This is a genomic window from Stenotrophomonas sp. YJH_SMC_58 (assembly GCF_059369635.1).
This window is the reverse complement of sequence record NZ_JCAFSW010000015.1, coordinates 36,698-59,141: the sequence shown is the minus strand read 5'-3', so window position 1 is coordinate 59,141 and position 22,444 is coordinate 36,698. Positions and strand designations below refer to the sequence as shown.

Here is a 22,444-nt window from a genome sequence, read left to right as displayed (position 1 = left end):
CGCCCGTGGGGAATCACTTCGGAGCGAGGCGGGTAGCGCCGTCCAGGCGGATGGTCTCGCCGTTGAGGTAGGTGTTGCCGAGGATGAAGCCGACCAGGCTGGCGAAGTCTTCCGGCTTGCCCAGGCGTGACGGGAACGGAATCGAGGCGGCCAGCGACTGCTGCACGGCTTCGGGCATGCCGTCGACCATCGGCGTCCAGAACACGCCCGGAGCAATCGTATTGACGCGGATGCCGAAGCGCGACAGTTCGCGCGCCATCGGCAGCGTCATCGAGACCACGCCGCCCTTGCTGGCGGCATACGCGGCCTGGCCGATCTGGCCTTCATAGGCGGCGATGCTGGCGGTGTTGATGATCACGCCGCGCTCGCCGTCAGTGCCCGCTTCGTTGTGCTGCATGCGGTTGGCCGCGGCCTTGGCCACGTTGAAGCTGCCGACCAGGTTCACCATCACCGTGCCCTGGAAGCCGGCCAGCGGCATCGGGCCTTCCTTCCCCAGCACGCGGCCGGCGCCGAGGATGCCGGCGCAGTTCATCGCCACGTTCAGGCCGCCGAGGAAATCGTGGGCCTGGTCGATGGCCGCGGTCACCGCCGCCTCATCGCTGACGTTGACGTTGAAATAGCGGGCCTTGTCGGCACCCAGCCCGGCAATGGCGGCAGCGCCCTTGTCGTCGTTGAGGTCGAACAGGGCCACCTTGCCGCCCTGGGCGACGAGGTGCTGGGCCACGGCCAGGCCGAGGCCGGAGACGCCGCCAGTGATCACGGCACGTACGGAAGACAGCTGCATTGAACGGTCCTGCAGGTTCGAGAACCGCCGATTCTAACGGAAGCCGCGACCGCCGCTGTTGTGCACTGCGCCGCCTTTGCGGGGCGGCGCAGTGCGGCGGTCAACCGGCGGCGGCCAGCGCCTGCCCGGTGCGGCTGGCGGTGGCGCGGCCGAGCAGGCCGGCCAGCCAGCGGCCGGTCTCGGCCAGTGCCGGCAGGTCCACGCCGCTGTCCAGGCCGAGGCCCTGCAGCAGGTAGACCACGTCTTCGCTGGCCACATTGCCGCTGGCGCCCTTGGCATACGGGCAGCCACCGGCACCCGACACCGCACTGTCGACCACGCGCACGCCTGCTTCCAGGCAGGTGGCGATGTTGGCGATGGCCTGGCCGTACGTATCGTGGAAGTGCACGGCCAGTGCTTCCATCGGAATCTCGGCAGCGACCGCCTGCAGCATCGCCCGTGCCTTGCGTGGTGTGCCGACGCCGATGGTGTCGCCCAGCGAGATTTCGTAGCAGCCCATCTGGTGCAGGGCGCGTGCAACGCGCACCACATCAGCCAGCGGCACTTCGCCCTGGTAGGGGCAGCCGAGCACGGTGGAGACGTAGCCGCGCACGCGCACGCCATCGGCGGCGGCACGGCGCAGGATCGGCTCGAAGCGCGCCAGCGATTCATCGATGCCGGCATTGGTATTGGTGCGGTTGAACGCCTCGGACGCGGCGGTGAACACCGCTACTTCCTCGACGCCCACCGCACGGGCGCGGTCGTAGCCCTGTTCGTTCGGCACCAGTACCGGGTAGTGGATGCCGGGCCGGCGCTGGATGCCGGCATAGACCTCGGCGGCATCGGCCAGCTGCGGGATCCACTTCGGGCTGACGAAGCTGGTCGCCTCGATGCTGCGCAGCCCGGTGGCCGACAGGCGGTTGATCAGTTCGATCTTGTCGGCGGTGGAGACCGACTGCTTTTCGTTCTGCAGGCCGTCACGCGGCCCGACCTCGACGATGCGGACGTAGTCGCTCATGCGGTTGCCCCATTGGCGGGGCGGTGGCAGACCGCCTCGATGTTGTTGCCATCCGGGTCCAGCACGAAGGCGCCGTAGTAGTCCGGGTGATACCACGGGCGCAGGCCCGGGGCGCCGTTGTCGCGGCCACCGGCGGCGAGGGCGGCGGCATGGAAGGCGTCCACCTGGTCGCGGCTGGCGCAGGCGAAGGCCACGTGCACGCCATGGCTGGCGGTGCCGCCATTGCCAAGCCAAAAGAACGGCTTGCCGTCGCGGCCGAAGCCGATGTGGTCGTGCGCGCCGGTCTGTTCGGCGGTCACTTCCATCACCACGCCGATCTGCAGTGGCGCCAGTGCCTGCAGGAAGAAGGCCTTGCTGCGCGCCAGGTCGGCGCTGGTCAAACCAAGGTGATCGAGCATGTTCAGGCTTCCGTGACCCAATGGGGCGCGCGCTTGTCGAGGAAGGCGCCCAGGCCTTCCTGGCCCTCGGCCGACACCCGCAGGCGCGCGATCAGGGCGGCATTATCGCGATCCAGGGTGTCGCGGTCATGGCTGTCGCGGACCTGGCGGACCAGTTGCTTGGCGGTGGACGAGGCGATCGGGCCGGCCTTGTCGAGCAGGGCCAGCTGGCGTTGCACGGCCTCGTCCAGGCGTTCGGGCTCGACCAGCTGGTGGACCAGGCCGATGCGCAGCGCGGTGTCGGCGTCGAAATGCTCGCCGGTGGCGAACCAACGGCGGGCCTGGCGCGGGCCGATGGCTTCGATCACATAGGGCGAGATCACCGCCGGCAGCAGGCCCAGGCGGCTTTCGGTCAGGCCGAAGCGGGCCGAGGTGCTGGCGATGGCAATGTCGCAGCAGGCGACCAGGCCGACGCCGCCACCGAAGGCCGCGCCATGGACCCGGGCCAGGGTCGGCTTGGGCAGCTCGTCCAGGGTGCGCATCAGCCGGGCCAGGGCCAGCGAGTCCTCGCGGTTATCGGCTTCGCTGGCCGCCGCCATGCCGCGCATCCACTGCATGTCGGCACCTGCCGAGAAGGAGGCGCCGTGGCCGGCCAGCACCACCGCGCGCACCGAAGCATCGTGGCCGGCGGCCTCCAGTGCGGCGGTCAGCCGGGCGATCAGCCCGGCGTCAAAGGCGTTGTGCAGCTCCGGCCGGTTCAGCCAGAGAGTGAGGACGGCGCCGCTGCGCTCGATCTGCAAAGCATCGTTCATGGGATTCCAGGGTCACTCCATACCTGTATGGATCATAGCGGGCCATTGGTCATGGGCCATGACGCGACGCGGGAATGTTAGAATCGAGAACCATTTACATCCAGCAGAGAACACGCTAGATGACGCTGTCCGAACTGCCGCTGCACACCTCGGCCGTGGTCGAGTCCGTGCAGGACCTGCATGCCAACGATGCCATCGCCCGTCGCCTGCGCGAGCTGGGTTTCGTGAAGGGCGAGGAAGTGCGCCTGGTGGCCAAGGGTCCGGTGGGGGGAGAGCCGCTGCTGGTGCAGGTCGGGTTCACCCGTTTCGCGCTGCGGATCAGTGAAGCCAAGCGGGTCGTGGTCGACGCCGCCAGCCAGGAACGACGCGCATGACTGCTACTGCCACTACCGCCCCCCTGCGCGTTGCGCTGGTTGGTAACCCCAACAGCGGCAAGACCGCACTGTTCAACCAGCTGACCGGCAGCCGGCAGAAGGTTGCCAACTACACCGGCGTCACCGTCGAGCGCAAGGAAGGCCGTCTGCGTGCGCCGTCCGGCCGCGAGTTCGCGGTACTCGACCTTCCGGGCGCCTACAGCCTGCATCCGGCCAGCCTGGACGAGGCGATCACCCGTGACCTGTGCCGGGGCTTCTACCCGGGCGAAGCCGCGCCGGATGTGCTGCTGTGCGTGATCGACGCCACCAACCTGCGTCTGCACCTGCGCTTCGCGCTGGAACTGCGCGAGCTGGGCAGGCCGATGGTGGTGGCGCTGAACATGGTTGATGCGGCCCAGCGCCGTGGCATCCAGGTGGACGTGGCCGCGCTGGAGCGCGAGCTGGGCGTGCCGGTAGTGGAGACCGTGGCGGTGCGCAAGCAGGGCGCCAAGGCCCTGGTCGAACGCCTGGATGCGATGGTCCCGCACCTGGATGCACCGGTGCCGGGCCCGGACGGTGGCATCGATTACCACGCCAGGGTGCGCGAGATCCTGTCGGTGGCCGTGCGCATGCCGGCGCGGACCGCGAAGATCGACGACGCGCTGGACCGCTGGCTGCTGCACCCGGTGTTCGGGCTGATCAGCCTGGCGGTGGTGATGTTCCTGATCTTCCAGGCCGTGTACGCCTGGGCGACGCCGCTGATGGACGCCATCGAGGCCGGTTTCGCCTGGCTCGGCGCCTTCGTCGGCAGCGTCCTGCCGGAAGGCCCGCTGGCCAGCCTGCTGACCGACGGCATCATCGCCGGTGTCGGTGGCGTGGTGGTGTTCCTGCCGCAGATCCTGATCCTGTTCTTCTTCATCCTGGTGCTGGAGGAATCCGGCTACCTGCCGCGTGCGGCGTTCCTGCTCGACCGCATGATGGCCGCTGCCGGCCTGTCCGGTCGCTCGTTCATCCCGCTGCTGTCCAGCTTCGCCTGCGCAGTGCCGGGCATCATGTCCACGCGCAGCATCCAGGACCCGCGTGACCGCCTGGCCACGATCCTGGTGGCGCCGCTGATGACCTGTTCCGCACGCCTGCCGGTGTACGCGCTGCTGATCGGTGCGTTCATTCCGCAGAAGACGGTATGGGGCGTGTTCAACCAGCAGGGCCTGGTGCTGTTCGGCCTGTACGCGGCCGGCATCCTCAGCGCGCTGGCGATGTCGTGGATCATGAAGAAGTGGCGCCGCGACAAGAGCGAGCATCCGCTGATGCTGGAACTGCCGTCGTACCGCCTGCCGCACGTGCGTGACCTGGCGGTCGGCCTGTACGAGCGCGGCATGATCTTCCTCAAGCGCGTTGGCGGCATCATCCTGGCGCTGACCATCCTGCTGTGGGTGCTGTTGTCGTTCCCGGCAGCGCCGGCGGGGGCCACCATGCCCGCGATCGATTACAGCTACGCCGGCCAGATCGGCCATGCAATGGCTGTGTTCTTCGCGCCGCTGGGCTTCAACTGGCAGATCTGCATCGCGCTGATCCCGGGCCTGGCCGCGCGTGAAGTGGCGGTGTCTTCGCTGGCCACCGTGTATGCGCTGTCGGCAGCCGATGACGATGCTGCCAGCCAGGCACTGACCCCGCTGATCAGCGATGGCTGGTCGCTGGCTACCGCACTGTCGCTGCTGGTCTGGTACATCTACGCCCCGATGTGCATCTCGACGCTGGCCACCATCAAGCGCGAGACCAACTCGTGGAAGCAGATGGGCTTTGCTGCGTTCTACCTGTTCGCGGCGGCCTACGTGGCCGCGCTGATCACCTACCAGGTGACCAGGGCGCTGGGAGGCGGTTGATGGATGCCGGCCTGCTGGTCCAGTACCTGATCATCGCGGTGGCCGTGCTGGTCAGTGCCTGGGTGGTGTTGAAGAAGCAGTTCCCCGGTACCGTGCGCAAGCTGCGCGGTGCGTTGGCGCTGGCCCTGCTGAAGCCCGGTCGCGCCGCCTGGCTGCAGGCGCTGGGGCGGAAGGTCGCGCCACCGGCGAGCGGAAGTGGCGGTGCCTGTGGCGGTTGCGACAGCTGCGGGCCGACTCCGCCGAAGCGGCACTGACGCTGCTTTTCCTGCGCTGGTGGGTGCGAACCTTGGTTCGCACGCTTTCCGGGGTTCAGACCTCCCTGCGGATGATCGCCCGGAAGCGTCCATCCCGATTCAATCGCCGCACCGATTCCCGGTTCCCATGGGTTGCCGCGAAGCCGGCCACGTCGGCAAGGGCATCAAGCAGCAGGGCTTTCAGTCCGTCGCGGTTACCAGCCTGCAGCAGGTCTTCAAGATCCTGCTGGGTGAAGGCCCGGCGCAGGCCTGGTGTCTCTTCGATCCGCCAGTCGACGTGGGGCGTGGGAATGCTGGAGCGGTACCTGAAAGCCGTTTCAAGATCGTCAGGTGCGAGGGGATGCTTGAGCAGCTCTGGAAAGTAGAGTCCAGCATTCACATAGAAACCCCGGCTTTCGCTGGCACGCTGGTGATTCACGACAAGCAGGGCGTCATCCAGCAAGCGGTAGCGGGTAGTCGTGGTCCCGGCAAAGCCGGTCTTCCTGGCGCACTTGCTGAAGACAGTCGAGGATTTCATGGGCTTTGCCCGGGCCGGAACAGGGGGGCACAGCCTTGAGGCGCGGTGCCTGGCGGTCAATTGGCAAACGCGACACCCGCAACGAGCGCCCCAGGTGCGTGCGAACGCCCCGGGTGGGTGCGAACCTTGGTTCGCACGCTCTTCTGGCTAGTTGGCGCGTGAGCCCAGCTCCGCCGCCAGCGCCAGCCACTTGCTGCGTTGTGCCGCTGTACTGCTGCGTACAGCGCCAAGGCGGCTGACACGCACCGGGCGGATGCCGCAGAACTGCAGGATGGTGGCGCGGATCTGGGCGATGCCCGGGTCGCGGTAGACCCAGCGGTAGTACCAGGGCGGCGTATCCAGCGTGGTGATCACCCGCGCGCGGCGCCCGGCCAGCAGCTGGTCCCACCACACCGAATCGCGCCGGTAGCGGAAGGCGTACCCCGGCAGCAGCACGCGATCGAAGAAGCCCTTCAGCAGTGCTGGCATCGCGCCCCACCAGGTGGGGTAGACCAGCACCAGGTGATCGCAGGCCTCGATCGCTTCCGCGGCGTCCTGCAGGTCGGCTTCCAGCGGCTGGATCTGACGGTAGCCGTGGCGCAGTACCGGGTCGAACTGGAGGTCACCCAGTGCGATCAGGCGCACCCGGTGGCCAGCATTCTCGGCGGCGGTGGCATAGCGCTGGGCGAGGGCGCCGCACAGGCTGTCACGGTCAGGATGGCCCAGCAGGATCAGGATGGAACGGGACACGGCAACCTCGCGCAATGGAAAGTGCGCGAGGTTGGGGTCTGCCCCAGGGGCAGAGTCAAACCGGGGTGGTGCAGCCGCTGGGTTGCAGGATGCAGTCGCCGCTGCCGGAGTGCAGCCACTGCTGCAGTTCGTCGCTGACCAGCTGCAGGTCGCGCTCGACCTGTGCCAGCCGCATCCGCTCGTCGGCAATGCGGCCGCGCTGCTGCTCCAGCAAGGCCAGTACCGCTGGCCAGTCGAGCCGTCCATCGCGGCCCTGCAGGCGCGAGATCGCGGCCAGGGTGATGCCCAGCCCCAGTGCCTGGCGGATCAGCTGCACCCAGGCCACGTCCTGTTCGCAGTAGTCGCGATAGCGGTTCAGGCGTGGCACCGGCGGCAGCAGTCCGCGCGCCTCGTACAGGCGGATGGCCTTGGCACTGGCGCCGGTCAGGCGGCTGACTTCGGAGATGCGCATCGACTCAGTCCCGCACCAGCCCGCCATCGACCACCAGGTTCTGACCGGTCACCGCGCGCGACCAGGGGCTGGCGAAGAACAGCGCGGCATCGGCGAACTCGGCCGGCGTGGTGACGCTGCGCAGTGGCGTGTTGGCGGCGATGTAGTCGAACACTGCTTCCGGCGTGGCGGCGCTGGCATCGGTGGTGCGCAGCAGGCCGCCGGACAACATGTTCACGGTGATGCCATGCGGGCCGAGGTCGCCGGCCAGGGTGCGGGTCAGCGACAGCAGTGCGGCCTTGGCGGCGGTGTAGTCGTGATAGGGCACCACCGGATTCTGGAACAGGTTGGTGCCGATGTTGATCACCCGACCGAAGCGACGGGCCTGCATGCCGGGCAGGGCGGCCTGCACGGTGTTCAGCGCGCCGCGCACGCTGCCCTCGAACTGCGCCTGGAACGCCGGCCAGCCGATGTCGGCGGCGCCGTCGCGGGCATCACCATTGAACGAGAACGCTGCCAGTGCGTTGTTGACTACGGTGGTGACGCCCTGGCCGAAGTGGGCCAGGGCGTGCTGCAGCATTGCATCGACCTCGGCGCGCTCAGTGACATCGGCCGGCAGCGCGATCGCCTGTCCGCCCAGCTCGGCAGCCAGAGCACGTCCGGCGCCTTCGCTTCGGTGGTAGTTGATGATGACGCGCGCGCCCTGGGCGGCGAAGGCGCGGGCGATGTGCTGGCCAAGGCCGCGGCCGGCACCGGTGACCAGCACCAGCTGTTCGCTGATCTGCATGAGGGAACTGCCATCCATTGCATGAAAGGGCATGCAGCGTAGCAGCGATGGCGCTTGCCGGAGCGGGCGTGCTGCCGCTAGCCTGCAGGCATGAACCAGACTCCCCTGCGATTGCTCATCCACGGTGCCTCCGGGCGCATGGGCCAGGCCCTGCTGCGGCTGGCCGCCGAACATCCCGAAACCCTGCAGATCGCCGCTGCGGTGACGGGTCGTGCGCCGGCCCAGCGCGTGGTCGATGGCGTACCGTTCTTCGCGGCCAGCGAGCTGCCCGGTGCGCCGGCATTCGACGTGGCGATCGACTTCAGCCTGCCGGAGGGTTTCGACCCGATGCTGGCACTGTGCGTGGAACGTGGTGCGGGGCTGGTCTCGGGCACTACCGGCATCTCCGGCACGCAGCGCCAGGCGCTGGAGGCCGCCGCGGCGAAGATCGCGCTGGTCTGGGCCTCGAATTTCAGCCTGGGCGTGGCGGTACTGGACGAACTGGTCGAGCGCGCGGCGCAGGCGCTGGCCGGCTGGGACTGCGACATCGTCGAGTCTCACCACACCCAGAAGAAGGACGCGCCGTCGGGCACTGCACTGACCCTGGGCGCGGCCGCGCAGCGGGGCGGGGCGGAGCCGCACTATGCCAGCCTGCGCGCTGGTGACATCGTCGGCGAGCATCTGGTCCAGTTCACCGGGCTGGGCGAGCGCATCGAGCTGGTGCACCGGGCCACCAATCGCGACATTTTCGCCCGCGGCGCCCTGTTCGCCGCACGTCAGCTGCATGGCCGCGCCCCGGGCAGCTACCGGGTACGGGACCTGCTGGACGGGCCCAGGTAACGGGCCCGGGTCGATGGTAGATGCCAACCTTGGTTGGCAGGCTTTCCGGGAAGCGCCAACCAAGGTTGGCATCTACCAGGGGCGCGGCGGACCCCGCATACGCCGCCGGATTGAAATGAATGCGCAATCGCCCGTTCATGAAGCGTGATAACCGCTGGCGCGAGCGCCCCGGCAGCGCTACAATTCGCACTCGCCGAATCACGAAAGCCGGACCGGTCCCAGACCGCACGTCCGCGCTTTTTTGCAACCGGATTTCCGTGAAGCGCAGGCGTGACTTCGGCAGCCCCCTCGGTAGCCAAAGTGAGATTCCCGTGACCCAAGCCGCAATCCTCGTCCTCGAAGACGGCACCGTATTCGAGGGCGAATCCGTAGGCGCGCCCGGCCTGTCCGTCGGTGAGGTGGTGTTCAACACCGCCATGACCGGCTACCAGGAAGTGCTGACCGACCCGTCCTACGCCCGGCAGATGGTCACGCTGACCTATCCGCATATCGGCAACACCGGCATGACCGACCAGGACAATGAAGCGTCCAAGGTGTGGTCGGCCGGCCTGATCGTGCGCGATGTTCCGCGTCGCCCCAGCAACTGGCGCAGCCAGGTGTCGCTGCAGGACTGGCTGATCCAGCGTGGCGTGGTTGCCATCGCCGGCATCGACACCCGTAAGCTGACCCGCATCCTGCGCGAGAAGGGCGCGCAGAACGGTGCGCTGATGGCCGGCGACATCGACGTGGAAAAGGCACTGGAAGCCGCCCGCAAGTTCCCGGGGCTGAAGGGCATGGATCTGGCCAAGGTCGTCACTACCGAGAAGACCTACACCTGGACCGAGGGCCAGCTGGACCTGGATGCCAATGCCTTCGTCAGCGTGCCGGCCAAGTACAAGGTCGTGGCCTACGATTTCGGCGTGAAGACCAACATCCTGCGCATGCTGGCCGAGCGCGGCTGCGAAGTGACCGTGGTGCCGGCACAGACCCCGGCCGCCGAAGTGCTGGCACTGAAGCCGGATGGCGTGTTCCTGTCCAACGGCCCGGGTGACCCGGAACCGTGCGACTACGCCATCGAAGCGATCAAGACCTTCATCGACGTGAAGATCCCGACCTTCGGCATCTGCCTGGGCCACCAGCTGCTGGGCCTGGCCTCGGGCGCGCAGACCATGAAGATGGGCCACGGCCACCACGGTGCCAACCACCCGGTGCAGGACCTGGACAGCGGCCGGGTGATGATCACCTCGCAGAACCACGGCTTCGCGATCGATGAAGCGACCCTGCCGCCGACCCTGCGCGTGACCCACCGCTCGCTGTTCGATGGCACCAACCAGGGCGTGGCCCGCACCGACGTGCCGGCGTTCTCGTTCCAGGGCCATCCGGAAGCGTCGCCGGGCCCGACCGATGTCGGCCCGCTGTTCGACCGCTTCGTGGTGCTGATGGAGCAGGCCAAGGCGTGATCAGTACGCCGCCGGCCCCCGGTGGCGTCGCGATGGACCGTAAACCCCGCATCGCTGCTGCCCCTGGCGCGGCGCTGCGGATCAAGATTCCTGATCGACAGCGTGCGATCACTCCCCCTTGTCACGCTGTACTGACTTAGAGAAGAAAATGCCCAAGCGCACTGACCTCAAGACCATCCTCATCATCGGTGCTGGCCCGATCGTCATCGGCCAGGCCTGCGAGTTCGACTACTCCGGCGCCCAGGCCTGCAAGGCCCTGCGTGACGAGGGTTACCGCGTGGTGCTGGTCAACAGCAACCCGGCCACGATCATGACCGACCCGGAGATGGCCGACGCCGTCTACATCGAGCCGATCAACTGGCAGACGGTCGAGAAGATCATCGCCAAGGAAAAGCCCGATGCGCTGCTGCCGACCATGGGTGGCCAGACCGCGCTGAACTGCGCGCTGGACCTGGCCGACAACGGCGTGCTGGAGAAGTACAACGTCGAACTGATCGGCGCCAAGCGCGAAGCGATCCGCATGGCCGAAGACCGCGAGCTGTTCCGCGTGGCCATGGGTGAGATCGGCCTGGAATGCCCGACCGCCGCCGTCGCCCACACCCTGGACGAAGCGCTGGAGATCCAGACCCGCGTTGGCTACCCGACCATCATCCGCCCCAGCTTCACCCTGGGCGGCAGCGGTGGCGGCATCGCCTACAACCGCGAAGAGCTGGTCGAGATCGTCAGCCGTGGCCTGGAACTGTCGCCGACCACCGAAGTGCTGGTGGAAGAGTCGGTGCTGGGCTGGAAGGAGTTCGAGATGGAAGTGGTCCGCGATACCGCGGACAACTGCATCATCGTCTGCTCGATCGAAAACCTCGACCCGATGGGCGTGCACACCGGTGACTCGATCACCGTGGCCCCGGCGCAGACCCTGACCGACAAGGAATACCAGCGCCTGCGCGATGCCTCCATCGCCGTGCTGCGCAAGATCGGCGTCGATACCGGTGGTTCGAACGTGCAGTTCGGCATCAACCCGAAGACCGGCCGCGTGGTCGTCATCGAGATGAACCCGCGCGTGTCGCGTTCCTCGGCGCTGGCGTCCAAGGCCACCGGCTTCCCGATCGCCAAGGTTGCCGCCAAGCTGGCCGTGGGCTACACCCTGGACGAACTGAAGAACGAGATCACCGGCGGCCTGACCCCGGCCTCGTTCGAGCCGTCCATCGACTACGTCGTCACCAAGATCCCGCGTTTCGCCTTCGAGAAGTTCCCGGCCGCCGACGCCCGCCTGACCACCCAGATGAAGTCGGTGGGCGAGGTGATGGCGATGGGCCGTACCTTCCAGGAGTCGGTGCAGAAGGCCCTGCGTGGCCTGGAAACCGGCAAGGTCGGCTTCGACCCGACCGGCCTGGACCTGGGCAACGAAGACGACCTGCAGACCCTGCGCCGCGAACTGAAGGCACCGGGCCCGGAGCGCCTGTTCTTCGTCGCCGACGCCTTCCGTGCCGGCATGAGCGTGGACGAGATCTACGCGCTGTCCTTCATCGACCACTGGTTCCTGGACCAGATCGAGGAAATCATCGCGGCCGAAAGCGAAGTCGCCGCCGGTGGCATCGACGCACTTGACGCTGCGCGCCTGCGCAAGCTGAAGCGCGCTGGCTTCTCCGACGCGCGCCTGGCGCAGCTGACCGGCACCAACGAAGCCGCCATCCGCGCGCTGCGTCGTGCGCACAAGGTGCGCCCGGTCTACAAGCGGGTGGACTCCTGTGCCGGCGAGTTCTCCACCGGTACCGCCTACCTGTACTCGACCTACGAGGACGAGTGCGAGGCCGCGCCGAGCAACCGCGACAAGATCATGATCCTGGGCGGTGGCCCGAACCGCATCGGCCAGGGCATCGAGTTCGACTATTGCTGCGTGCACGCGGCACTGGCGCTGCGCGAGGATGGCTATGAAACCATCATGGTCAACTGCAACCCGGAAACCGTGTCGACCGACTACGACACCTCCGACCGCCTGTACTTCGAACCGCTGACCCTGGAAGACGTGCTGGAAATCGTCGAACTGGAACAGCCGAAGGGCGTGATCGTGCAGTACGGCGGCCAGACCCCGCTGAAGCTGGCGCGCGCGCTGGAAGCCAACGGCGTGCCGGTGATCGGCACCAGCCCGGATTCGATCGACCTGGCCGAGGACCGCGAGCGCTTCCAGCAGCTGGTCGACAAGCTGGGCCTGAAGCAGCCGCCGAACCGCATCGCCCGCAACGACCAGGAAGCGCTGCTGCTGGCCCGCGAGATCGGTTACCCGCTGGTGGTGCGCCCGAGCTACGTGCTGGGCGGCCGTGCGATGGAAATCGTCTACGGCGAAGCCGACCTGGCCCGCTACGTGCGCGACGCGGTGAAGGTGTCCAACGATTCGCCGGTGCTGCTGGACCGCTTCCTCGACAACGCCGTGGAGTGCGACGTCGACATCATCGCCGACAAGGATGGCAACGTCCTGATCGGTGGCGTGATGGAGCACATCGAAGAAGCCGGCGTGCACTCGGGTGACTCGTCCTGCTCGCTGCCGCCGTACTCGCTGTCGGCCAAGACTCAGGCCGAGCTGCGCCGCCAGGTGGTGGAACTGGCCAAGGCCCTGAACGTGGTTGGCCTGATGAACACCCAGTTCGCGATCCAGACCAACGACGACGGTGATGACACCATCTATCTGCTGGAAGTGAACCCGCGTGCCTCGCGCACCGTGCCGTTCGTGTCCAAGGCCACCGGCATGCCGCTGGCCAAGATCGCCGCGCGCTGCATGGCCGGCAAGAGCCTGGCCGAGCAGGGCGCGACCAAGGAGATCGTGCCGGACTACTACTCGGTGAAGGAAGCGATCTTCCCGTTCGCCAAGTTCCAGGGCGTCGACCCGATCCTCGGGCCGGAGATGCGCTCCACCGGTGAGGTGATGGGCGTGGGCCGCAGCTTCAACGCCGCCTTCGCGCGTGCGCAGGAAGCCGGCGGCATCAAGGCACCGCCGGTCGGCAAGGCCTTCGTTTCGGTCCGCGATCCGGACAAGAAGCGCGTGCTGCCGGTGGCCAAGGCGCTGCTGGCGCGTGGCTACAGCCTGGTCGCGACCCGTGGCACCGCCGCGTGGCTGCAGCAGCACGGCATGGACTGCGAGATCATCAACAAGGTGGTCGAAGGCCGTCCGCACATCGTCGACTCGATCAAGAACGGCGAGATCGTCTACATCGTCAACACGACCGAAGGTCGTTCGGCGATCAACGACTCGTTCTCGATCCGTCGCGAGGCGCTGCAGCATCGCGTCACCTACTCGACCACCATTGCCGGCGCCAAGGCGCTGGTGGATTCACTGGAATTCCGCGGCACCGGCCCCGTCTGGTCGCTGCAGGAGCTGCACAAGGAGTTGAATGCATGAGAGCCCCCATCACGATGAAGGGCGCGCAGAAGCTGCGCGACGAACTGGATCACCTGAAGTCGGTCAAGCGCCCCAAGGTGATCGCCGCCATCGCCGAAGCACGTGAGCATGGCGACCTGAAGGAGAACGCCGAGTACCACGCCGCGCGCGAGGAACAGGGCTTCATCGAAGGCCGCATCAAGCAGCTCGAAGGCGAGCTGTCGCACGCCGAGATCATCGACGTGAGCAAGCTCAATGCCGGCTCCAAGGTGGTGTTCGGCGCCAGCGTGACGCTGGCCGACGTGGAAACCGACGAAGAGAAGAAGTACCAGATCGTCGGTGACCTGGAGGCGGACATCAAGCAGGGCCTGATCGCGATTTCCTCGCCGGTGGCGCGCGCGATGATCGGCAAGCTGGAAGGTGATTCGATCGTGATCGACGCCCCGGCCGGCCAACGCGAGTACGAGATCGTCAGCGTCAGCTACGTGGACTGACCCGGTGGCAACGGCGACCCTGCTGTTGCCGGCACGCAGCCGCTTTGCCGCGGCTGCGTTGCCGGACGATGTGGCGCGCGCGCTTGGCCGCGCCACGACGGTGCAGGTCGCACCGGGTGAACGCGCGCAGCTGACGCGCCATTTCACGGTCGCCGCGCCGCAGTGGCCGGTGGCCGCGTTGACCCGCCAGCGCGACGTCGGCGATGCCGCTGGCGCCAGCTGGCTGCGTGCCGATCCGGCCTGCATGGTGCCGGACATGCATGGCGCGCGGATGATGGCCTACGGCGAAACGCTGCGACCGACCCTGGCCGACTGCCTGGCCCTGCTGCCGGTGCTGCAGCCGTTGTTCGCCGATGCCGGATTCGTGCTCGACGCACCGGACCCTTCGCGCTGGTACCTGCGCCTGCCGATCGACCTGGCCCTGCCGGACTTCGACAGTCCGGACGAGGTGCTGGGCGATGACCTGTTCTCGCACCTGCCGGAAGGCGAGGGCGGCCGCCGTTGGCGGGCGCTGATGACCGAAGCGCAGGTACTGCTGCACAACCATTCCTGGAACCAGCAGCGCGCCGCGCAGGGACAACAGCCAATCAATTCGCTGTGGTTCTGGGGTGGTGGCGTGATGCCGGTGTCGGTCAGCACGCCGCACGCACAGGTGCGCAGCCGCGATGCGCTGCTGCAAGGCCTGGCTCTTGCGGCTGGCGTAGCCGTGGATGGCGAGCAGGCGGTGGATGCACTGGTTGATCTGCGCCAGCTGCGCTCGCTGCAGCAGCTCGGCAACGATGCGATCCGTCCGCTGCTGGCCGCGCTGAAGCGCGGCGAGCTGCAGCGGCTGGTGCTGGATTTCGAGGACGGCCTGCAGTTCCAGCTGGATCGCGGACAGCACTGGCAGTTCTGGAAGAAGCCGCGCCAGCTTCACGACTGATCGGGGCCTCCGCCGAGCGGGGTCGGGTCCGTTTTCCATCGGAAAACGGCGTTGACCCCGATGTTTGCCGGGGTTGCCGGCCAGCGGGCGGCACTATCGCAGGTAGCGGCGCCTCAACGGACCTCGCTGACCACCGTCGGCAGCTGCCAATGACCACCCGCCACGCCGCGGCACTGCCCGGTGGTGAACTCGCCGCTCTTCACGAATCGCGCGCCATCCCAGGCCCAGTCGTGGCCGGAGAGGCAGTCACCGATGCCGCGTCCACGGAAGCGCCCACGCAGCGTCGCGTCATCGCGATCAAAGTCCTCCGCGTTGGAGGTCACGAACTTCGCCTGGTACGGCGCCTTGTCCTGCACTACCCAGTAGCCGCTGCTGAAGTTGTAGGCACCCATGAAGCAGCTGGTGCTTGCCAGTACATGCTGGGCGTCCAGTCGCTGGATCTCGATCTCGTCTGTCCCACCCTCGCTCAGGCGGCCGCACTCATCCGGCTTCGGCAGGCTGGCGATCAGTGCCTTGCGCAGGCCCGGTGCGTTTGCCAGTGCCGCGTCCGAGGCGCGCGGTGCCACCAGCGTGCCGCGCATGATCACTGGCACCGGCAACGCCGCAGGCACGCTCGCTTCAGCCTTGTCGCCACGCCGCACCAGCGCACCGGGCGTGCCCAGCCGGCCTTGGGCCTCGTCCATCTTCAGCAGTACGGCCGCTGCACCACTGTCGGAGATCGGCCACGCCTTGCCCTTGCCGTCGATGATGTCGATGCGTGCGTGGCGCGGCAGCGCGGCGACCAGCGCATCGGTCTGTCCCTGCTGCAGCAGTACTTGATCTCCGTCGCCGGTGTCGCGCACCGGGCCCAGGTCCTTGCCGTTCAGGCGCAGGCGCAGCGCCCCGGTCGGCGTCGCGCTTTCGCCATCCTCGCCATTGCGCAGCCGCGCGAGCACCTTCGTACCCGGGCCGCCCGCGCGTTCCAGCATCAGGCTGAGCAGATTGCCGGGTTGTTCCGGACTGTAGCCGGCGGCGCGGCAGGTGCGGGTGTTGTCACAGGCCAGCGACCAGTCGTTGTGCTGGAACTGCACGCCGGCCTTCGGTTCGGGCGTGGCGGCGTGGGTGGCCGGGGCCAGGGCGAGGCCCAGCAGCGCGGGAAGGAGCGTGCGATGCATGCGTTGAAGTCCATTTCCGGGCCGACAAGCATGGAAGATGGGCTGGCAAACTCCAAATGCCAGCGATCGGGGTGGAGCCTCCTGCGGGCAGAGAGATCCGACCCCGCGCTATCATGGGCATGTCTTCCGCAACCCGGCGATGCCGATGTCCCTTGCCGCCGATGCTGCGCAGCCGTCCTCTGATACGCCGATGATCCGCCGCCGCGATGCGGTCGTGCCCGGCAGCTGGCCAGACGGCACGCTGCCACTGCTGGCGCGACTCTATGCCAGCCGCGGCGCCGGTACGCCAGAGCTGGCACTGCCGAAGCTGGGCAGCCTCCACGCGCCGGAGCTGCTGACCGGCATCGATGATGCGGTGGGTCTGCTGATCGAGGCCATCGTCAACGACAAGCGCATCCTGGTGGTCGGCGATTTCGATTGCGATGGCGCCACCGCCTGTGCGGTCGGCGTGCGGGGCCTGCGCATGCTCGGCGCGCAACACGTCTTCCACGCGGTGCCGAACCGCATGGTGCACGGCTACGGCCTGTCACCTTCTCTGGTGGAGGAGCTGGCCGAGCTGCAGCCGGACCTGCTGGTCACGGTCGACCACGGCATCGCCTGCCATGCGGGCGTGATCGCGGCCAAGGCACGTGGCTGGCAGGTACTGGTCACCGACCATCACCTTCCCGGTCCGCAGCTGCCGCCGGCCGATGTCATCGTCGATCCCAATCTGGACGGCGATGCGTTCCCCAGCAAGTCGCTGGCCGGCGTCGGTGTGATCTTCTACGTGCTGATGGCGCTGCGCCGTCACATGCGCGAGGCCGGCGTCTTCGCCGATGGCAAGGGGCCGGACCTGACCACGCTGCTGGACCTGGTGGCGGTCGGCACCGTTGCCGACCTTGTGGCGCTGGATCCGAACAACCGGGCACTGGTCAGCGCGGGCCTGCGCCGTCTGCGCGCGGGGCAGGGCTGCGTCGGCCTGCGAGCGCTGATCGAAGCCAGCGGCCGTGATGCGGCGCGGCTGACCGCCACCGACATCGGCTTCGCGCTCGGCCCGCGCCTGAATGCCGCGGGCCGGCTGGAAGACATGGCGCTGGGCATCGCGCTGTTGCTGACCGAAGACCCGCGCCAGGCGCGGGAGATCGCGCAGACGCTGGAGCAGATCAACTCAGAACGCCGCGCGGTGCAGCAGGCGATGACCGATGACGCCGAGCAGGCGTTGACCCGCGTGGTGCTGGACATGGCCGGGCAGCGCCCGGTGGCCGCCTGCCTGTTCGATGCCGACTGGCATCCGGGTGTGGTCGGCCTGGTCGCGTCGAAGATGAAGGATCGCCTGCATCGCCCGGTGATCGCCTTCGCGCCGGCCGAACCCGGCGCCGACACCCTGCGAGGCTCGGCGCGCTCCATTCCCGGCCTGCACATCCGTGACGCCCTGGCGCTGGTCGATGCGCGCCACCCGGGCCTGATCGAACGCTTCGGTGGCCACGCCATGGCGGCCGGCCTCAGCCTGCGGCGTGACCACGTCGATGACTTCAAGGCCGCCTTCGTCGCGGTGGTGCTGGAGATGCTCGATCCGGCGGCACTGCAGCAGCAGGTGCTCAGTGACGGCGAGCTGGCCGCGGACGAGCTGGACCATCGCCACGCCGATGCGTTGCGCCTGGCCGGGCCGTGGGGCCAGGGTTTCCCCGAGCCACTGTTCGACGGCCACTTCGAAGTGGCCAACTGGCGCGTGCTGAAGGAGCGTCACCTGAAGCTGGAACTGCGCCTGCCCGGCGTACCCGGCACGATCAACGCCATACATTTCGGCGGCTGGCACGGCAACGCGCCATCACGTCACGTCCACCTGGCCTACCGGCTGGCCTGCGATGACTACCGTGGCGGCAGCGCCATCCAGCTGATCGTGGAGCACTGCCTGCCCGCATAGAAAAAGGGGACGGAGGGGATTAAGCCGCTTTTGCCTTGTATGCCAATTGCGACTTAATCCCCTCCGTCCCCTTTTTTGGGGGGGGGCGCCAACCCCATTACGGTTGCTGGTGCGTTCAACGGTCTACGATCCCACTGGAGTCCGGTCATGGTCTTCACCCGTTGCTGCACCGTATTGCTGCTGGCCCTTGCGGCTTGGCCCATTGGCGCACAGTCGCCGACGATCTCCCGGCCGCAGGCTGCCACGCCGCTGCTGATCGCGCCGGCGGCTGAGCAGCCGGTTCAATTGCGACAAGCCCGCATCGAAGGCGAGGTGCAGGCCGGCATCGCCCAGACCCGGATCACGCTGGAATTCCACAACCCCAACCGGCGGGTACTGGAGGGCGAGCTGCAGTTCCCGCTTGCCGATGGCCAGCAGATCACCGGCTTCGCGCTGGATATCAACGGCGAGATGCGTGACGCGGTGCCGGTGGCCAAGGACCGCGGCCGCCAGGTGTTCGAGGAAATCGCCCGCCGTGGTGTCGATCCGGGCCTGCTGGAACAGACCGCCGGCAACCAGTTCCGCCTGCGCGTCTACCCGCTGCCGGCCGGTGGCAGTCGGCGTGTGCAGCTGGTGATCCGCGAACCGCTGGCCTTCGCCGGGCAAAGCTGGCAGTGGACGTTGCCGCTACAGTTCGCCGCCGGTGCAGCCTCGGTTGAACTGAAGGTGCATGCTCCCGACGCGGCCACCGCAGGTACTGCGCCATTCCGCATCAGCGCGGGCCAGCTGCAGTGGCAGGGCAAGGGTGCGCAGCTGCCGAAGCAACTGCAGTGGAACCTGCCGGCAGCCCGCCACGCACAGGTGCAGGTGGCGCCCTGGCAGGATGGGCACTACCTGTTGGCACAGCTGCCGGTGGCGGCCAGCAGTACACCCCGCACGTTGCCCAGCGAGATCGGCCTGCTGTGGGACGGCTCCGGTTCGGCGGGGCAGCGCGATCGCACACGTGAGTTCGCCCTGCTGGATCGCTATTTCGCCGCGCTGGGTGACGGCACCGTGGCCTTGACCGTCCTGCGCGATCGCGCCGAGCCGGTGCGTCGATTCCGTATCCGCGCCGGCAACTGGAACGAGCTGCGCGCAGCGTTGCAGGCGGTGCGCCCTGACGGTGCCAGCGCGCTGGCGCAGTGGCAGCCGCAGCCGGGCGTGAAGGAATACCTGCTGGTCAGCGATGGACTGTTGACCTACGGGCCGGAACAGCTGCCGGCGATGGCGCCGGATCAACGCTTGTTTGCGGTCAGCAGCGCCGGTGCGCGCACCGATGCCGTGCGACTGCGTGGTTGGAGCGAAGCGCGTGGCGGCCGCTTCGTTGCGCTGGGCGAGGATGTCGATTCGGCGGCGCGCGAGCTGCTGTCGTCGCCGCTGGATGTGCAGGTCGATGCGGGGCGCGGCGTGCAGGACGTGGTTATCGATCGTCGCAGGGAAGCCCAGGGCTGGCTGTGGCTGCACGCACGACTGGCGGCCGACGGAGTGCCGATGCGGGTGCGCGTGGGTGGCGGCGAATGGCAGGCGCTGCCCGCCACGCAGAAGAGCAACGACGGAGAACTGCTGGCGGGCTTGTGGGCGCAGGCGCGCCTGCAGCAGCTGGCCGCCGACCGCCGTGGCAACCGCGAGTCGATGCAGCGGCTGTCGCAGCAGTTTGGCCTGGTCGGCCCGGACACCTCGCTGATCGTGCTGGAGACGCTGGAGGACTACCTGCGCTATGCGATCCGCCCTTCGGGCACGCTGCGCGCCGGGTACGACGCCAGGTTTGCAGTGCAGGTAAGAGATCGCGCCGCTGCTGATCGCCAGCGCCTGGATGAAGTGGCGGCACGCTGGAAGGAGCGCCAGCAGTGGTGGAGCCGCAGCTGGCCGAAGGGCGGGCCGCCGCAGGCGAAGGGCGGGGCGCTGGAAGTGGCCTCGGCGGACTACGCGATGGAATCGGCGCCGGTGGCAATGCTCGCCGCGCCGGCCCCTGCGGCACCGCCCGCCCCGGCACCGATGGCCGCCGCCGCCGAGCAGCGCATGGAAGCCAGCAGCGCGCGTGCGCGTCGCTCGGCGCCTGCATCGAACAAGGCCCTGGATTCAATCACGGTCACTGGTGGTCGTGTCGCTGCGCCCGCTGCCGCCAACGAGGGCGAGCTCGGCATCCAGCTGGCGGCCTGGCAGTCGGATTCGGCCATCGCCCGGCGCCTGCGCCAGGGCCCGCCGTCGCAACTGTATGACCGCTACCTGGCCGAGCGCGATGCGCATGCCGACAGCAGCGCGTTCTTCCTCGACGTAGCCGACCTGCTGCTGGAGCAGGGTCAGCGCGACCTGGCACTGCGTGTGCTGTCGAACCTGGCCGAGATGGATCTGGACAACCGCCACCTGCTGCGCGTGCTCGGTTACCGGCTGATGCAGGCTGATGCCCCCGCACTGGCGGTGCCGGTGTTCGAGCAGGTCCTGGCGATGGGCCAGGAAGAACCGCAGAGCTTCCGCGACCTGGGCCTGGCACTGGCCGCGGCCGGCAAGCCGCAGCAGGCGCTGGCGCCGCTGTACCAGGTGGTGGTGCGGCCGTGGGACAGCCGCTTCGATGGCATCGCCCTGATCGCATTGGATGAACTGACCAACCTGGTGGCCCGCAGCACGCCCCGGCTGGATACCACCAGCATCGACCCGCGCCTGCTGCAGGCAATGCCACTGGACCTGCGCGTGGTGCTGTCGTGGGACGCCGACAACAGCGACATGGACCTGTGGGTGACCGACCCGAACGGCGAGCGCGCCTACTACGGCAACCGCCTGACCTACCAGGGTGGGCAGATGTCGGAGGACTTCACCGGTGGCTATGGCCCCGAGCAGTTCTCTCTGCGCAACGCCAAGCCAGGCAAGTACAAGGTGGAAGCGAACTACTTCGGAAGCCGGCAGCAGCTGGTGACCGGCGCGACGACCCTGATGCTGCGCCTGACCACCCACTGGGGCACGGCCAAGCAGAAGGACCAGATGGTGACGATGCGGTTGAAGGACCGCGCCGAAACCGTGCTGGTGGGCGAGTTCGAGGTGCGGTAGCGCCGGGCCATGCCCGGCGCTATTTCCCCCGGCCCATCCACGTGCGGGCGTGGATCTACGATGCAGTGCGGCGCTGGCTCGGAATCCACCGCGCCAGCGCCACGCACGCACTCTAACGCCGCATCCAGCCATCCAGTTCTTTAGCCAGTTCGCGGTTCTTGTAGGCACGGGCGACCAATTCTTTCCCTGGTAACAGGTTTATACCCAGCTGCGCATTGATCCTGCGGACCCATTGGGGAAATTGATCCAGATCGGCGCCGACGATTGGCGGCAGCTGGAAATCATTACTGGTGGGTTCGTCCCGGTAGGCGACGTAGGAGCCGTTTCCGACGCTCAGATTGATTGACCAAGGGGTGTCGGGCCAGCTGTTGAGATCAAGGCTAATTCGGGGATGGCCCGGCTCGCAGCTGTATTCACCGTCGTGATAGAGGGTGATACTGGCGCTCCAATCACGGATATTGGCAACGTCCCAGCCTTGCCGCTGCACCAATTGAACTGCGTCACCCGTCATGACCCGGATGTCGTGCAGCTGTGCCAGATGTTCGCAGAGAACATCGTACTTGGCGTCTGCTGCGCAGTGCGGCCGGGTTGCCTCGGCGGTGTGATGAAGCAGCGAGAGCACATGACCCCTTTCCCTGCCTTCGGGCCAGTTCTTGGCTATCACGTCGTTTGTCATTTCTATACGTGTGTCCTCATCGAGCAGTGCAATGAGTGCCATGCCCCAATAGAGCATTCGACCCACACCGTTGATATCGTGCTGCAGGAACCGGGCAGTTTCGAGAATGGGTCGAGCAAATGAGCGATATGGCAGAAATCTATCGACCTTTTCGCGCTGGGCATGGAACGACTGGTATTTCCTGCAATGCTCCACCAGACGGGCGCGCTGTTTCAGATCGGCTGCATTTGAAATCGTGCCACTTGGCAGCTCGCCATGCTCATTGAAGCCGAAGCAGAACAGGTGCTCGAGGCTTCGGCTGGGTGGGCGCGTGACGTAGCTCACCGGGAGCTTCGTGAGTTCCAGATAGGCTGCAACAAGGGTGGGAAAGTCTCTCTCAGGGAGTCCGGCGACCTTCCAGTTCCCAACGCGCAGCCAATGGAAGTAGAAGCGTTGCAACATCTCCTCAGACAAGTGGCGACCTGCCTTCGGTGCAAGTGCTCCAAGGGGGTAGTGATAACTTGGGTATAGGTCGCCCTGACGCTCTTCGGCAAGCGCAGCTTCTTCTGAATCAACAAAGGCTACCAGCAGATTGATGTCGGATTGATCCATTGCAGGCCTCCAGGCAAAAGGGGAGCCTTCCGTCGGGAAGGCGACCTCCTAGGCTCGCAGGGCGCGCTGGAACATCCAATGCGAATAATTGCA

20 protein-coding genes are annotated in these 22,444 nt (G+C 67.4%); 10 read left to right on the top strand and 10 right to left on the bottom strand.

Going from position 1 to position 22,444, the window contains the following annotated elements; translation table 11 throughout:
- Window positions 1-13: 13 nt before the first annotated feature.
- From AC5P68_RS16820 to AC5P68_RS16805, 4 genes are all read right to left on the bottom strand, one after another.
- Entirely contained in the window at window positions 14-784 is a 771-nt protein-coding gene (locus AC5P68_RS16820; protein WP_005409469.1) for an SDR family oxidoreductase, read from the bottom strand.
- Window positions 785-884: 100 nt separating this feature from the next.
- On the bottom strand, window positions 885-1,781 hold the full coding sequence (locus tag AC5P68_RS16815) for a hydroxymethylglutaryl-CoA lyase (RefSeq protein ID WP_005409470.1): 897 nt from the start codon (window positions 1,779-1,781) through the stop codon (window positions 885-887).
- Entirely contained in the window at window positions 1,778-2,179 is a 402-nt protein-coding gene (locus AC5P68_RS16810; RefSeq protein WP_049402821.1) for a VOC family protein, read from the bottom strand. The genes AC5P68_RS16815 and AC5P68_RS16810 overlap by 4 nt, the downstream gene beginning before the upstream one ends.
- 2 nt (window positions 2,180-2,181) lie before the next feature.
- Complete coding sequence (locus AC5P68_RS16805; protein ID WP_005409472.1) at window positions 2,182-2,970, bottom strand: enoyl-CoA hydratase/isomerase family protein; 789 nt, start codon at window positions 2,968-2,970, stop codon at window positions 2,182-2,184.
- Window positions 2,971-3,089: 119 nt separating this feature from the next.
- On the opposite strand from AC5P68_RS16805, the gene AC5P68_RS16800 reads away from it, so the two are divergent.
- The 3 genes from AC5P68_RS16800 to AC5P68_RS16790 are packed head-to-tail and all read left to right on the top strand — an operon-like array spanning window position 3,090 to window position 5,460.
- A complete protein-coding gene (locus tag AC5P68_RS16800) occupies window positions 3,090-3,344 on the top strand; it encodes a FeoA family protein (RefSeq protein WP_005409473.1) in 255 nt (84 codons plus the stop codon).
- On the top strand, window positions 3,341-5,206 hold the full coding sequence (feoB, locus tag AC5P68_RS16795) for a ferrous iron transport protein B (protein ID WP_414498117.1): 1,866 nt from the start codon (window positions 3,341-3,343) through the stop codon (window positions 5,204-5,206). The genes AC5P68_RS16800 and feoB overlap by 4 nt, the downstream gene beginning before the upstream one ends.
- Window positions 5,206-5,460 (top strand): DUF6587 family protein, encoded by a 255-nt coding sequence (locus AC5P68_RS16790; RefSeq protein ID WP_033833455.1) that lies wholly within the window; start codon window positions 5,206-5,208, stop codon window positions 5,458-5,460. Before feoB ends, AC5P68_RS16790 begins: the two co-directional genes overlap by 1 nt.
- A gap of 55 nt (window positions 5,461-5,515) precedes the next feature.
- On the opposite strand, the gene AC5P68_RS16785 is transcribed toward AC5P68_RS16790, so the two are convergent.
- The 4 genes from AC5P68_RS16785 to AC5P68_RS16770 all read right to left on the bottom strand — a co-directional run bounded on the left by AC5P68_RS16785 (window position 5,516) and on the right by AC5P68_RS16770 (window position 7,923).
- Window positions 5,516-5,977 (bottom strand): DUF4304 domain-containing protein, encoded by a 462-nt coding sequence (locus AC5P68_RS16785; protein ID WP_033833454.1) that lies wholly within the window; start codon window positions 5,975-5,977, stop codon window positions 5,516-5,518.
- A 147-nt stretch (window positions 5,978-6,124) separates the two neighbouring features.
- Complete coding sequence (locus AC5P68_RS16780; RefSeq protein ID WP_033833462.1) at window positions 6,125-6,706, bottom strand: NAD(P)H-dependent oxidoreductase; 582 nt, start codon at window positions 6,704-6,706, stop codon at window positions 6,125-6,127.
- A 55-nt stretch (window positions 6,707-6,761) separates the two neighbouring features.
- Entirely contained in the window at window positions 6,762-7,157 is a 396-nt protein-coding gene (locus AC5P68_RS16775) for a MerR family transcriptional regulator (RefSeq protein ID WP_111108482.1), read from the bottom strand.
- Between the two features lie 4 nt (window positions 7,158-7,161).
- Window positions 7,162-7,923 (bottom strand): 3-oxoacyl-ACP reductase, encoded by a 762-nt coding sequence (locus tag AC5P68_RS16770; RefSeq protein WP_414498118.1) that lies wholly within the window; start codon window positions 7,921-7,923, stop codon window positions 7,162-7,164.
- 90 nt (window positions 7,924-8,013) lie between these two features.
- Here AC5P68_RS16770 and dapB point away from each other — a divergent pair, with 90 nt between their 5' ends.
- The 5 genes from dapB (at window position 8,014) to AC5P68_RS16745 (ending at window position 14,967) form a co-directional block, all read left to right on the top strand.
- Complete coding sequence (gene dapB, locus AC5P68_RS16765; protein WP_414498119.1) at window positions 8,014-8,742, top strand: 4-hydroxy-tetrahydrodipicolinate reductase; 729 nt, start codon at window positions 8,014-8,016, stop codon at window positions 8,740-8,742.
- A 311-nt stretch (window positions 8,743-9,053) separates the two neighbouring features.
- The gene (gene carA / locus AC5P68_RS16760) at window positions 9,054-10,181 is read left to right on the top strand and encodes a glutamine-hydrolyzing carbamoyl-phosphate synthase small subunit (protein WP_005413213.1); all 1,128 of its coding nucleotides are present in this window, start codon (window positions 9,054-9,056) and stop codon (window positions 10,179-10,181) included.
- A gap of 148 nt (window positions 10,182-10,329) precedes the next feature.
- A complete protein-coding gene (gene carB / locus AC5P68_RS16755; RefSeq protein ID WP_414498120.1) occupies window positions 10,330-13,572 on the top strand; it encodes a carbamoyl-phosphate synthase large subunit in 3,243 nt (1,080 codons plus the stop codon).
- Between the two features lie 8 nt (window positions 13,573-13,580).
- A complete protein-coding gene (greA, locus tag AC5P68_RS16750) occupies window positions 13,581-14,045 on the top strand; it encodes a transcription elongation factor GreA (RefSeq protein ID WP_181453298.1) in 465 nt (154 codons plus the stop codon).
- A gap of 4 nt (window positions 14,046-14,049) precedes the next feature.
- Window positions 14,050-14,967, top strand: a complete 918-nt coding sequence (locus tag AC5P68_RS16745) for a phosphoglycerate mutase (RefSeq protein ID WP_033833450.1) — start codon at window positions 14,050-14,052, stop codon at window positions 14,965-14,967.
- A 113-nt stretch (window positions 14,968-15,080) separates the two neighbouring features.
- On the opposite strand, the gene AC5P68_RS16740 is transcribed toward AC5P68_RS16745, so the two are convergent.
- Window positions 15,081-16,121 carry a DUF1176 domain-containing protein gene (locus AC5P68_RS16740; RefSeq protein WP_414498121.1) on the bottom strand — a complete coding sequence of 347 codons (1,041 nt, stop codon included), beginning with the start codon at window positions 16,119-16,121 and terminating at the stop codon, window positions 15,081-15,083.
- Window positions 16,122-16,266: 145 nt separating this feature from the next.
- Here AC5P68_RS16740 and recJ point away from each other — a divergent pair, with 145 nt between their 5' ends.
- Window positions 16,267-18,024, top strand: coding sequence for a single-stranded-DNA-specific exonuclease RecJ (gene recJ / locus AC5P68_RS16735; protein WP_414498122.1), 1,758 nt, complete (start codon window positions 16,267-16,269; stop codon window positions 18,022-18,024).
- Window positions 18,025-18,171: 147 nt separating this feature from the next.
- Window positions 18,172-21,084, top strand: a complete 2,913-nt coding sequence (locus tag AC5P68_RS16730; protein ID WP_414498170.1) for a DUF2135 domain-containing protein — start codon at window positions 18,172-18,174, stop codon at window positions 21,082-21,084.
- A gap of 112 nt (window positions 21,085-21,196) precedes the next feature.
- Here the strand turns inward: AC5P68_RS16730 and AC5P68_RS16725 are convergent, their stop codons facing one another.
- Window positions 21,197-22,351 carry a hypothetical protein gene (locus AC5P68_RS16725; RefSeq protein ID WP_231522780.1) on the bottom strand — a complete coding sequence of 385 codons (1,155 nt, stop codon included), beginning with the start codon at window positions 22,349-22,351 and terminating at the stop codon, window positions 21,197-21,199.
- Window positions 22,352-22,444: the final 93 nt, after the last annotated feature.